Genomic DNA, 13600 nt, shown 5'->3' with positions numbered 1-13600 from the left:
ATGACCGTTTCGATGCGCGTGATGAGCGCCGGCGACGGCTACAAGTACCTGCTACGCACCGTCGCTGCGGGCGACGGTGACAGGTCGCTCTCGACGCCGTTGACGCGCTACTACGCCGAGGAGGGAAGCCCGCCGGGTTTCTGGCTCGGTTCCGGCGTGGGGGCTCTCGGTGGCGGGCAGATCGCCAAGGGCGATCAGGTCTCCGAATCTCAGCTCCAGCTCTTGGTCGGCATGGGTCGTGACCCGATCACCGGGGCACCTTTGGGTCGGGCGTACCCCGAGTACCGGCCGGTGGCCGAGCGGGTCGTTGAGCGGGTCTCGGCCCTCGACCCGACGCTCGGGTCGAGCGCCCGGGCTGAGGCGGTCGCGGCGATCCAGGCTGAGGAGGTCGCGCGCGGGACGCGGCGCGCGGTTGCCGGCTACGACTTCACGTTCTCGGTCCCGAAGTCCGCGTCCGTGATATGGGCAGTCTCAGACGCCGGGACGCAAGCCCTCATTGCAGACGCGCATCATGCGGCGGTTGCGGAAGTGGTTGCGTTCATGGAGCGTGAGGTTGCAGCCACCCGTGCAGGTGCAACCGGCCGCGACGGCGCGGTTGCGCAGGTCGATGTCCACGGGCTGGTCGCCACAGCGTTCGACCACTACGACTCGCGCGCGGGTGACCCGCACTTGCACACGCATGTCGTCATCTCGAACAAGGTGCAGACCGTCCTCGACGGTAAATGGCGCTCTCTCGACGGGCGGCCGATGCACGCCGCCACCGTCGCGCTCTCCGAGCTGCACGAGGCGGTATTCGCCGACCACCTGACCCGCGCGTTCGGCGTGGAGTGGGAGGCGCGCGAGATGGGCCGCGACCGCAACCCCGCCTGGGCGGTCGCCTCGGTGTCGGAGGAGTTGGTCGTGGAGTTCTCGTCCCGGTCCCGGCACATCGATGTCGAGAAGGATCGGCTGATCGCTGAATACGTCGAGAAGCGCGGTCGGCAGCCGTCTGCGGCGACGATCATCAAGCTCCGTGCGCAGGCCACGCTCAGCACCCGCCCGGAGAAGCAGGTCCGCTCCCTCGCGGACCTGACGGCCGAGTGGCGGGAGCGGGCGGGCCGCATCCTCGGCCAGAACGCAACCTCGTGGGCTCGCATCGTGACGGCGAAGGACACGCCTCTGCTGCTGCGCGCGGATGACATGCCATTGGACGTGATTGGCACGCTCGGGCAGTCGGTCGTGGATGTCGTGGGCGAGAAGCGATCAACGTGGCGGCGCTGGAACCTCACGGCCGAGGCGGCACGGCAGACGATGCGCTACAGGTTCGCGTCCACCACGGACCGGGAAGCGATCGTCGGCCTGGTCGTGGACGCCGCCGAAGCCGCATCCCTGCGGCTGACCCCGCCCGAGCTCGCATCGAGCCCGGCCGTGTTTCGCCGCCCGGACGGGACCAGCGTGTTCCGGCCGAAGCACTCGGCGGTGTTCTCCTCCGAGACGTTGCTGGCCGCCGAAGACCGGCTCCTCGAGCGTGCCCGCGCGACCGTCGGCCCGACCGTCCCGCTCGCCACCGTTGAGAAGATCGCGGCACGACCGGACAGGAAGGGCCACACCCTCGGTGACGACCAAGCCGCCGCGCTGGCGAAGGTCGCTGTCTCCGGCCGGCTCGTCGATGTCCTCGTCGGCCCTGCCGGCGCGGGCAAGACCACAGCCATGTCCGCGCTGCGCCGGGCGTGGGAGCACGAACACGGCGTAGGCAGCGTGGTCGGGCTGGCGCCGTCCGCGGTCGCGGCGCAGGTCCTCGCCGATGACCTCGGCATCCAGACCGAGAACACCGCGAAGTGGTGGCAGAACCATCTCACGTACGGCGACACGTTCGGTGTGGGGCAGCTCGTCATCGTGGACGAAGCCTCCCTCGCCGGCACCCTGTCCCTCGACCGCATCACCCACCTCGCGGCCGAGGCCGGAGCCAAGGTGCTGCTGGTCGGCGACTACGCCCAACTCCAGTCCGTTGATGCCGGCGGCGCGTTTTCGCTGCTCGTCCGCGACCGCGACGACGCTCCCGAACTGGTCGACGTGCACCGCTTCGCCAACGAGTGGGAGAAGACCGCCTCCCTGGGCCTGCGGCATGGCCGCAACGAGGTCATGGACACCTACCTCGACCACGGCCGCATCCACAGCGGCGGCACAGAGGAGATGGTCGGTGCCGCGTACGCCGCCTGGCGCGCCGACCGGCAAGCTGGCCGGGCGACGGTGCTGGTCTCCGACTCGAACGAATCCGTCCTCGCCCTCAACCAGCGTGCTCGCACCGATCTGATCCTCGACGGCACCGTGAACCCGCGCCGTGAAGTTGAACTCCATGACGGCACCCGCGCTGCGGTCGGCGACAGCGTCATTACGCGCCGCAACGACCGCCGCCTGCGCGCGGGACGCGGGTGGGTTCGCAACGGGGACAGGTGGACGGTCACCGAGGTCCGAGACGACGGGTCGCTCACGCTGCGTCGCGCGACGGCCCGCTGGGGAGGATCGGTCGTCCTCCCCGCCGACTACGTCGCCGAACACCTCGACCTCGGCTACGCCGTGACCTCCCATCGGGCACAGGGCATCACCGTCGACACCGCGCACGTTCTGGTCGACGCGGCCATGACCAGGGAGAACCTGTATGTCGCGCTGACTCGCGGACGGCAGACGAACATCGCTTACGTCGCCATCGACAAGCCCGACGACTCCCACGACGGCCCGCACCCCGGCGACAACATTGAAGCGACCGCGCGAAGTGTGCTGTTTGGTGTGCTCGGACACGTCGGCGCCGAGCTCTCCGCGCACGAGAGCATCACCGCCGAGCAAGACGCCTGGGCGAACATCGGCCAGCTCGCCGCAGAGTACGAGACCATCGCCGCCGCCGCGCAACGTGACCGATGGGTCACGCTCGTCTCCTCCTCCGGGCTCACCGATGAGGAGACGGAAGCCGCGATCCATTCCCCGGCATTCGGGGCGCTCACCGCAGAACTGCGGCGTGCTGAGGCGAACCATCACGACATCGAGAATCTGTTGCCGCGCCTGGTGCGAGCGCGCGGGTTCAGGGACGCCGACGACATCGCCGCCGTCCTCCACTACCGCCTCGCCCGCGCGACCCAGCGGCCGGCGGGATCGGGGCGGACCCGGAAGACGCCGCGGCTGATCGCCGGACTGGTCCCCGAGGCCACCGGCACGATGAGCGTCGAGTTCCGCCACGCGCTCACCGAGCGACGCGACCTCATCGAGGCCCGAGCCGACGTGCTCCTGGACGCGGCGCTCACCGAACAGGACGGCTGGACCAAGACTCTCGGCACACCGCCGAAGGATGCCAAGACCACGGCGACCTGGCGGCGACTTGCTCGCACTGTCGCCGCCTACCGCGACAGGTACGGCATCACCGACCCAACCCCGCTCGGCGCCGCAGCCGATGATGATGCGCAGAAGATCGACGCCGCTCGAGCCCGCGCCGCCCTCGACCGGGCACGTGGCCTCGCACGTGGAGCGGGGGAGGAGCGTAGGCCGGAACTGGAGCCGGTCCGCCGCGCGCTGTGAGTCCGGTGCCCTTCCCGATGTCAGGCCACCGTCGTACAGTGGAGGACGAGGCGATTTCTATATTGGCGCTGTCGCTCCCCGCGACGGTATGGCCACCCCGCACGCTACGGGCGGTCCTTTCAGGTTCTTGTCGCCGAACCCCTGAAGGACTATGCCCATGTTCCGGCTCATCTGGGCGGCCAGCGTCCGCACCCACAGCATCCTCAGCTACGCGCCCACCAACCTCCTCATCGCCGCCACTCGCACCCGAAGAGGTCTGCGCTGGGGCATCCCCGTGATGCTTCTCGCGATCCCGTACCTGCTCGCTGCCTACTGGTGCGTGACGACCATCGAGGCCGGCGGGCCTGGCTGGCTCAACCTCGTGGTGTTGCTGTGCGCGTGGAACTCGATCAAGCTGATCCTCAACGGCCCGATCACCGTGATCCTGTTGATCCGCGCCATTCTCCGCGACCACCGGGCGCACCGCGTTGCGCGAAGCCTCGAACGTGGCAGCCCAACCCCAGCGTGATGCCTACTAACGGCGCAGGTGCGTCGATGGGCTGCTGACCAGGAGTTTTCTCGCGTGTCTGTGGCGGGGCAGTAGAGTGATCTTGGGGTCGTGTCGGCTCGGCGCGTCGTCCACCCCGACGGTATCGGTCGTGTTCTCCTGGAGGTGAACGCCAAAGTCTGGAAGGAGTGCTGACGCGTGGCGAAGTATGCAGTGAAGCTCGAACGCTCAGCGCCTCTCACCCTTTCGAGACATCCGGACGCCCCCGATGACGAGAAGTTCGCCGAGTGGTGCGCCGCCGAGAAGGAAGCTGGACGCCCGCTTGCCATTGACCTGTTCTCGGGAGCAGGAGGCCTCGGCGCGGGCGTGGAGGCAGCCGGATGGACTGTGGTCACCGCTGTCGACCATGACAAGGCCGCTCTGGAGACGCACCGCGCGAACTTTCGCGGGCAGGCGCTCGACGTCGATATGTCGGATCAGGCCCAGGTCGGCGCGCTGATCGAGAAGCTGCGTCCGTTGGGCATTGATCTCATCGCAGGCGGGCCGCCTTGCCAGCCGTTCAGCAGGGCCGGCAGGGCCAAGATCCGCAGCCTTGTCGAGGATGGCGTGCGTGATGCAGTCGACGCCCGCAAGGAGCTATGGCGCTCTTTCATCGACGTCGTGACGGCGCTGCAGCCTCGCGCCGTGCTTATGGAGAACGTCCCCGATATGGCGATCGGCGATGACCTCATCGTGATCCGAGAGATCGCGGAAATCCTTGAACGAGCCGGCTACATGGTCGATTACCGGCTACTCGATGCTTGGCGGCATGGCGTGCCGCAACACCGCAAGAGGTTCATCCTTCAAGCCCGACGCGACGGCGCCGTTCCCGGGTGGCCATCGCCCAGCCCCTATCGTCCGACCGTCCGCGATGCCATTGAGGATCTCCCGTCTTTGAATGACACGACTGGCGGTCGGGAACTTCCATACTCCGGCGAGCCCAAGAGTGAACTCGCGAAGGCACTAGGTGCCTCCGCCGAGACGGGCGTCATCTACGACCATATGACTCGTCCCGTGCGCGCAGACGACAGGGAAGCGTTCGAGCTCATGACGTCGTCCACGCTTTACTCGGACCTTCCGGATCGTCTCAAGCGCTATCGGTCCGACACCTTCAACGACAAGTACAAGCGTCTGCCCTGGGACGATCTGAGCAGGACAATCACCGCCCACATAGCGAAGGACGGTTACTGGTACATCCATCCGGCCGAGCACCGGACGCTGACAGTGAGAGAAGCCGCGCGCATCCAGACGTTCCCTGACGACTTCCGATTCGCGGGCACTAGGAGCGACGCGTTCCGACAGATCGGGAACGCTGTTCCTCCGATCCTCGGCCGCGTCGTCGCGGAGATGGTTCTCCCGCTTGACCTTCCGCGGACGGACGTCGCTTCCCTGCCCGCGATGCGCGATCGACTCACCGCGTGGGGACGACAGCAGCGCGAGTCCACGTGGTGGCTCTATCCCGGACCCAAGATGACTGCCGCTTCTGCGGCCGTCGTCGCGTTGCTTGACCTCCATCGCCTCCCGAAGGAGTCCGCCGCTTCCATCATGCTTCCGCTCCAAGGAGTGCAGGACCTCTCCATTGCGTCGCTCCAGCACATCGACGTACACGCGCTGAGCAAGACGAAGAAGCAGTCGCTTCGCGAGCTGCTGCGCGGGCCGGGAGCCGTGGACTGGACCCCGCTGGTGGCCGCCTCGCTGGGAACGGCGCAACGCAAGCTCTTCTCCCTCCTCAGAGGAGGGAACGAACTGATCGTCAACGAACGCGTGAAGAACGTCGTCGCTATGCTCATGGACCTGCCTGAGGCCCAGACCGGCCTCCACACTGACATCAAGGTCGCTCTCGCTCAGCTTGTGTCCAGCGGTCCTGACGCCGCGCTCAGAATGAGCGCGCTGCGTTTCATCACCGTGTCCGAAGCCCGCGCGCTCATCAAAGCCACGCCGAGCACGGGTACCAGAACGAAGGCGGCCTTATGAACGACGACGCCTCACAAGCAACCAGCGACGCTCCTGACGGAAGGGGCGCGCTGAGGCCCCGCGCACGCCTGCTCCGCACCCTCGGCAATGACCTCATCAGCAGCGACAAGGTCGCTCTAATCGAACTTGTCAAGAACTCTTACGATGCGGATGCCACCACGGTCCTCATCCGATTCGAAGGTCCGCTGGAAAGCGGAGAAGGCCGCATCGAAGTGTGGGACGACGGGCACGGGATGGACGTGCCCACACTTCAACGATCCTGGCTCGACATCGCCACCGACACGAAACGACGCAAGCCCAAGAGCGACGGCGGACGCCGAGTCCTCGGCGAAAAAGGTATCGGGCGATTGGCGGCCGCGAGGCTCGGCGACGAGCTTCTGCTGGTCACACGGAAAGCCGATGCCCGCGAGATCAACCTCCTCATCGACTGGTCACAGTTCGATCGAGAGGATGCCTATCTTGACGAGATCGAGGTGGCCTGGGAGATCAGCGACCCTGACATCTTTTCGGAGGACGGCCCAGCCGCCTCTGTCTTCTCCGAGTCCGGCAGCGAGACCTGGACACACGGTCGAGGGACGCTCCTCCGGATCGAGAAGCTCACTCATCCCTGGAATGCGGAAGATTTTATCGAGCTCCGCACAGCATTGACTCGGCTGATCCGTCCACGTCCCACCGACCATGCCGTGACAATCGACGCGGTCGAGGCGGATGGCTCCGAAGAAGGCCAGAAGGCAGCGCAACCCGACTTCCAGATTCTCGTAGAGCTTGAGGATGTCCCCGAGTCGCTACAGGGCTTTGCGGGTCCGATCGATCCGTCCAGCGACCTGAGGACACCGCACTACCGGCTGAGCGGGTCGGTCGACGCCAACGGGGTTGCAACCCTTCGCTACGTCCAGCAGGAACCGGCGGTTGACGACGACCTCGGCGAGAAGACGCTCTGGAACAACGACAAGCGTGCCCCGCAAGCCGGACCGTTCGAGTTTGAGATCAACGTCTGGGACCGAGACAAGGACGCGATCCAGCGGACGCTGACAGCGTCGAGCCCGGACGGGCCGCCGCCAACGCCGAAAGACCTAAAAGGCTTCCGGGAGACTCTCGACGATGTCGCCGGCGTCAGCATCTACCGAGACGGTTTCCGCGTCCTGCCCTTTGGCGAGAGCGGCGACGACTGGCTCGGCCTTGACCTCAGACGAGTCCAAAGTCCGACCCTCCGACTCTCGAACAATCAGATCGTCGGCCACGTGTTCATCGGCGCCGATGCCAATCAAGGGCTCAAGGACCAGTCCAACCGCGAAGGTTTCCTCGCCGGCGCGGCATACTCCGATCTCCAAACGCTCGTGCGGGCGGCGCTCAACGAGCTGGAGCGTCGTCGCTACGAGGCACGCCATCCCGAAAAATCGCAGCCCGACAAGAAGGGCGGCTTGTTCGAGCGGTTCGATCTGGGTGAGATTCGTGCCGCACTCGCAGCGAACTATCCCGGGGACTCCCGTTTGATCGGGCTGATCGACGACAAGAACCGTGACATCCAGGAAGGCGTCGTCGAGGTGCAGCAAGTCCTATCCCGGTACTCGCGTCTTGCGACGCTGGGATCGCTCGTTGATCGAATCCTTCACGACGGGCGAACCGTCGTGACGCGCTTGAAGAACATCTCGCGCTTCGGCAAACGCGACCTGGGAAAGACGACTCTGTCAGCCGTCGAAAAGATCGCTATCGCTCAGAAGTCGATGGGGGAGACCGCAGACCAAGCGGACATACTGGCGGCGCTGTTCAACCAGATCGAGCCCTTCGGCGGGCGCAAGCGGGGACGTCCAAAGGAAGTACGGACTCGCGAGCTGATCGAGAAGGCGATCTCGATCATGCAAGTTGAGGCGGACGACCGCGGTGTGAGTCTCGCGGCCGGGGATGCGGACATCTCAACTCGACTCGATGAGGCGGAGGCACTGCTCGTGCTCGTCAATCTGATCCAGAACGCGATCTACTGGGTCTCTACGCAGCCACGAGACGCAGAGCGCAGAGTCAGGGTGGACGCCCGCAACAACGCCGACTCGTCGCTCACGCTGATCGTCAGCGACTCCGGCCCAGGCGTGGCCGACGATCTTCGCCACCGCATCTTCGACCCCTACTTCTCGACCAAACCAGACGGTGTCGGCCTTGGCTTGAGCATCGTGGGGAACATGGTCGAAGACATCTATGGTGGCGAGCTGGCTCTCGTCCAAGAAGGTCCCCTCGGCGGAGCGACGTTCGAGGCCACGTTCAGGAGGCGCGTCTGATGACTGGAAAGACATGGCGCGTGCTCATCATCGACGACAACCCTCAGATGGCGGCAGACGCCCAGCGTGAGATCGTCGACGTGTTCGAGCAGAACCCGGATATCGACGTCGAGGTTTCGATCGAGACCGACTTCGAGAAGGGCTTCAACATCGTTAAGGACGGTGGAAGCGATGTGGTCGTCCTCGATGTCCGACGCGATGCCACGAACTTGACTCCGGTTGACGAGACCGTCGGGCACACGGTGTTCCGTGAGATCAGGGAAGCGAGATTCGCTCCGGTCATTTTCTGGACCGCTCTTCCCGAGAAGGTCGAAGAAGAGGCCATTGCACCGCTTGTCGCTGTGCTCGGCAAGGGCGACATCGAAAAGCTGCCGGCTGCTGTCGAGGCGGCCATCACCAGTCGTACAGTCGACACGATCGCCGACATCGAGAATCATGTGACGTCCGTGCTCACGAAGCACATGTGGACCGAGCTCGGCCCGCATTGGTCGGAATACACGGATGGCGTAGACCCGGCCACGGTCGCGCAGGTGCTCATCAGCAGGCTTGCGCGCATTCTGGACGAAGACCGCGAGCATTCATTCACCGCCCATCCAAGCCATCGCTACATCTACCCGCCCGCATCGGACATGCGTGCCCCAGGGGACGTGCTCCGGGCGCCTGATGGTGATTGGTGGGTGGTCTTGACGCCGGCGTGTGATTTCGAGCAGAAGAAGTTCGAGTTAGTCCTCCTAGCTCGCGCGGGACAGCTCAAGACACACAAGAAGTATCTGGACTGGGTGGCGACGAAGTCCTCGGGAAAATGGGGAGAACTTCGCAAGGATGTCTTGATGGCAACACAGGGTAGATACCACTACCTTCCTGCGTTTCGAGACATTCCGGACCTCGTAATCGACCTTGAGAACGTCCGGTCCGTCACAGCGGATGCGCTTGAGGCGATGGATGCGGTCGCTTCTCTCGTGAGCCCCTTCTCAGAAGCACTTCTTGTTCAGCACAGTCACTTCCGAGGGCGCATAGGTGTGCCCGATCTCGACCCGGAACTGATCAAAGAGCGCCTTGAGTCGGCGTCGTCGGCCAGCGCATAGTGCAGGTTCGGTCCCGCAGCGAAGTGGACCAATCAGGTGACCAACAGCCTGCAAACCCTGCAAAACGTGACGCGCAGAGCATGCTCCTGAAAAGCAAAACCCCAGTTCAGGTGGGATATGAGCCCCACGCCTACCACCTGGGGGTCAAGGGGTCGCAGGTTCAAATCCTGTCAGCCCGACCGAAAAGCCCTGGTGGGAGGAACTTCCACCAGGGCTTCGTCGTTTCCGTCGGAGTGTCGCGCGCGTCGCGGTCGGCGTTCTCCTGCCCGTCGAGAAACGTCCTAGTCGCGCCGGGGTCGATACCTCCGGCCGAAGCTCCTCTCTGCACCCTCGTACGTCTCGACGAGTTCCCAGTCGTAGCGTCGGCCGCCGGGGACGTCGAAGATCCGGATGCCGTCGCCGAGGAACAGCGGGGCGACGAAGACCTGCAGCTCATCGATGAGGTCGTGCTCGAGCGCTTGGCGGGCGATGTCCGCGCTGATGATCTGCACATCCTTGCCATCGGCGATGACTTTGGCACGGCGGACGGCCTCGACGATGTCGACGTCGAGCGGGATGATCGTCGGATCGTCGGCGATCTCGTCGGGTCGGTGCGTGAGGACGAATTCTGTTCCTGACCATGCGCCACCGTACGCTTCGGCGGTCATCTCGTCGCGCTCGTCGCGCTGAGCCTTCGCGGCGTCATAGCCGGCTCTCCCCGAGATGATCACTCCGACGTCGCCGGCCATGCCCGCTGTCATCCCCTCGGGGGCCGGCTCTGCGGCTGACATCCAGCTCATGTCGTGCCCCGGACCGGCGATGAAGCCGTCGACCGAGCTGGTGAACCCCCACGCGACTTTGCCCATGGCTTCATCCGTTCCGGTCGTCGAGATGCTTCGGTGCGAACCCGTCGGCGGCATTCGCCATGTCACTGAGCACGAGAGTCATGTGAGCTCCAAACTACTTGTGTAGGGCAATTGGTTTGAGCGTAGGCATGACCACTGGTATATTGCAAGTGGTTTCGTGAGGGGACGCAAAGTGGACACGCACCGATCCGGATGCCCGATCAACCTCTCGCTCGAGGTCTTCGGCGACAAGTGGTCGCTTCTCGTGCTGCGCGACATCATGTTCGGCAATCGCCGCCACTACGGCGAACTGCTGGCGAACTCGGAAGAGCACATCGCCAGTAACATCCTCGCGAACCGGCTCGCTCGACTCGTCGACCTGGGGATGCTCTCGCGTGCCGCGGATCCGTCCCACAAGCAGAAGCTCCTCTACAGCCTGACCGAGCCGTCGATCCAGCTCGTGCCGGTGTTCGCCCACCTTGGCGCGTGGGGTCGACGACACCTTCCTGCCTCTCCCGAGCTCGCCATCCGAGCAGAACTGCTCGAGAACGGGGGCCCCGCGCTCTGGGACACGTTCATGGATGAGCTCCGTGAAGTGCACCTGGGGCTCCCGCGCGCCGACGGCGCCGCTGGCGTGCTCGACGATCTCACCGCGGCGTATCTCGCGGAGCGCGAGCGATCGGGTACCGCCTAGCTGATTCTCTGCGCTCATTCTTCGGACGTGTCAGACCGCATCCGTTGGTCGGGCGGGCCGATGCGGGTCTCGGCATCGCCGCGCGACCGCTGTCAACCCCCTTCGTGGCGCGAGGGCACGCCTCGTACCGTGGCGTTTCGGCGATCGAACCGAACAATCTGCTCTGCCCACGCCCGTGAGTTCGTGCTGATCTCGCTTCTCGAGCTCGTCGACGACGAACTGTTGGTGGAGGTCCCCGTCCGCACCCGATCAGACGCGAGTCCCGAGGAAGGGAAGATGCCCGAATGAGAGAAGAACAGATCCGGCAACTCGACGCGTGGTGGCGTGCTGCCAACTATCTCAGCGTGGGACAGATCTATCTTCGTGACAACCCGCTGCTCCGCCGCGAGCTCGCGGTCGACGATGTCAAGCCACGCCTGCTCGGCCATTTCGGGACCGTTCCCGGGCTCAATCTGATCTATGCCCACGCGAATCGGCTGATCCGCGAGCGCGATCTCTCCGCCCTGTACATCGCAGGACCGGGCCACGGAGGCCCGGGGATGGTCGCCAACGCCTGGCTCGACGGGACATACACCGAGCGCTATCCCTCCGTGACCCGTGACGTGACCGGGATGACCCGACTCTTCCGCCAGTTCTCCGCGCCCGGAGGCATCCCGAGCCACGCGGCACCCGAGACGCCCGGGTCGATCCATGAGGGCGGCGAGCTCGGCTACTCGCTCAGCCACGCGTACGGCGCCGCCTTCGACAACCCCGACCTGACGGTCTTCTGCGTCGTCGGCGACGGTGAAGCCGAGACGGGTCCGCTCGCCACCGGGTGGCACGGGAACAAATTCCTCAACCCGGTTTCGGACGGTGCAGTGCTACCGATCCTGCACCTGAACGGCTGGAAGATCGCCAATCCCACGCTGCTGGCGCGCATCCCCGAAGAGGAACTCGTCAATCTGATGCGCGGATACGGCCATGACCCGATCATCGTGTCCTTCGAGGCGACGGATGCGGCGGAGGATGTGCACCGTCGGTTCGGCGACGCACTCGAGACCGCGTTGGATCGCATCGCCGCGATTCAACGGACAGCTCGCGAAGGGGCTGCGGCCGACCGCCCCGTCTGGCCGATGCTCGTCCTGCGGTCCCCCAAGGGGTGGACCGGTCCGGTGGAGGTCGACGGGCTCCCCGTCGAGGGCACGTGGCGCGCACACCAGGTTCCGCTACCCTCCGCGCGGGACACCGAGGAGCACCTGCGGCAACTCGAGGATTGGCTGCGGTCGTATCGGCCCGACGAGCTGTTCGACGACTCGGGTGCACCGCTGCCCGACACCGTCGCTCTCGCCCCGGGCGGTGATCACCGCATGTCAGCGACGCCTCATGCGAACGGTGGTCTGCTGCGGCAGGACCTCGACCTCCCGGACTTCCGCGGGTTCGCGGTCGAGGTCGAGTCGCCCGGCGCAGCGGACGCGCAGGCCACCGCGGTTCTCGCCCGCTACCTGGCCGAGGTGATCCGGCGCAACCCGCGCACGTTCCGGCTGTTCGGTCCGGACGAGACCGCGTCCAATCGGCTGGCACCCGCGGTCTACGAAGCGACCGACAAGCAGTGGAACGCGCAGATCCTCGACCTCGACGAGCACCTTGCGCGTGCGGGCCGGGTCATGGAGGTGCTCAGCGAGCATCAGTGCCAGGGGTGGCTGGAGGGCTACCTGCTCACGGGAAGGCACGGCCTGTTCAACAGCTATGAGGCGTTCATCCACATCGTCGACTCGATGTTCAATCAACACGCGAAGTGGCTCGAGGCGTCGACGCAGGTGCCGTGGCGCGCGTCGATCGCCTCGCTCAACTACTTGCTGTCGAGCCACGTGTGGCGACAGGATCACAATGGCTTCACGCACCAGGACCCCGGATTCCTGGACCTCGTCGTCAACAAGAGTTCCGACATCGTCCGGGTATACCTTCCCTTCGACGCGAACACGCTGTTGAGCACTTACGACCACTGTCTGCGCAGCGTCGACTACGTCAATGTCGTCGTGGCAGGCAAGCAGGACAGCCCGCAGTGGATGACGATGGACGAAGCGATCCTGCACTGTTCCCGCGGACTCGGCACCCTCCCGTGGGCAGGCACCGAATCGGACGGTGAGGAGCCCGAAGTCGTCCTCGCGGCGGCGGGGGACGTGCCGACCGAGGAGATGCTCGCCGCCACGGCGATCCTGCGCGAGCGGGCCCCCGAGATCGCGACCCGCGTCATCAACGTCGTCGACCTGATGCGGCTGCAGTCCGAGGACGCTCACCCGCACGGGCTCTCGGATGCCGACTTCGACGGGCTGTTCACGACTGACCGGCCGATCATCTTCGCCTTCCACGGCTATCCGTGGCTCATCCACAGGCTGACCTACAAGCGGAACAACCATGCGAACCTTCACGTGCGCGGCTACAAGGAGAAGGGCACCACGACGACACCCTTCGACATGGTGCTGCTCAACGATCTCGATCGCTTCCAGCTGGTGATCGACGTTCTCGACCGGGTGCCTGGCGCGGCCGAGCGCCACGCGACTCTCCGCCAGGAGCTGCACAACCGACGGGTCGAGGCGCGCGCCTACACCCGCGAACACGGCGAGGACGAGCCGGCGATCGCCGACTGGCGCTGGCCGGGATAGATCTCCGTCGCCGAGCCAGTCGCGGCACGCGCGATACCG

8 protein-coding genes are annotated in these 13600 nt (G+C 65.5%); 7 read left to right on the top strand and 1 reads right to left on the bottom strand.

Annotated features, from left to right (window positions below; all coding sequences use genetic code 11):
• The 5 genes from mobF (at nt 1) to FGL91_RS16800 (ending at nt 9401) form a co-directional block, all read left to right on the top strand.
• On the top strand, nt 1-3546 hold the full coding sequence (gene mobF / locus FGL91_RS16820; RefSeq protein ID WP_153244412.1) for a MobF family relaxase: 3546 nt from the start codon (nt 1-3) through the stop codon (nt 3544-3546).
• Between the two features lie 157 nt (nt 3547-3703).
• Nucleotides 3704-4054, top strand: coding sequence for a sulfate permease (locus FGL91_RS16815; protein WP_153244411.1), 351 nt, complete (start codon nt 3704-3706; stop codon nt 4052-4054).
• 177 nt (nt 4055-4231) lie between these two features.
• Nucleotides 4232-6046 carry a DNA cytosine methyltransferase gene (locus FGL91_RS16810; protein ID WP_153244410.1) on the top strand — a complete coding sequence of 605 codons (1815 nt, stop codon included), beginning with the start codon at nt 4232-4234 and terminating at the stop codon, nt 6044-6046.
• Nucleotides 6043-8316, top strand: a complete 2274-nt coding sequence (locus FGL91_RS16805) for an ATP-binding protein (protein WP_153244409.1) — start codon at nt 6043-6045, stop codon at nt 8314-8316. Before FGL91_RS16810 ends, FGL91_RS16805 begins: the two co-directional genes overlap by 4 nt.
• Nucleotides 8316-9401: a hypothetical protein gene (locus FGL91_RS16800; RefSeq protein ID WP_153244408.1), complete on the top strand. Its 1086-nt coding sequence runs from the start codon at nt 8316-8318 to the stop codon at nt 9399-9401. Before FGL91_RS16805 ends, FGL91_RS16800 begins: the two co-directional genes overlap by 1 nt.
• A 281-nt stretch (nt 9402-9682) precedes the next feature.
• On the opposite strand, the gene FGL91_RS16795 is transcribed toward FGL91_RS16800, so the two are convergent.
• Nucleotides 9683-10246 (bottom strand): dihydrofolate reductase family protein, encoded by a 564-nt coding sequence (locus FGL91_RS16795; protein WP_153244407.1) that lies wholly within the window; start codon nt 10244-10246, stop codon nt 9683-9685.
• 172 nt (nt 10247-10418) lie between these two features.
• Here FGL91_RS16795 and FGL91_RS16790 point away from each other — a divergent pair, with 172 nt between their 5' ends.
• Both FGL91_RS16790 and FGL91_RS16785 read left to right on the top strand, forming a co-directional pair.
• Nucleotides 10419-10919, top strand: a complete 501-nt coding sequence (locus FGL91_RS16790) for a winged helix-turn-helix transcriptional regulator (protein WP_153244406.1) — start codon at nt 10419-10421, stop codon at nt 10917-10919.
• A 284-nt stretch (nt 10920-11203) separates the two neighbouring features.
• A complete protein-coding gene (locus FGL91_RS16785; protein ID WP_153244405.1) occupies nt 11204-13561 on the top strand; it encodes a phosphoketolase in 2358 nt (785 codons plus the stop codon).
• The last annotated feature ends 39 nt before the right edge of the window (nt 13562-13600 follow it).

It is taken from the genome of Microbacterium sp. CBA3102 (assembly GCF_007954505.1).
Classification (GTDB): Bacteria; Actinomycetota; Actinomycetes; order Actinomycetales; family Microbacteriaceae; genus Microbacterium; species Microbacterium aurugineum.
Note: the sequence above shows the minus strand (reverse complement) of the source record. Positions and strands in the feature narration are given on the sequence as shown.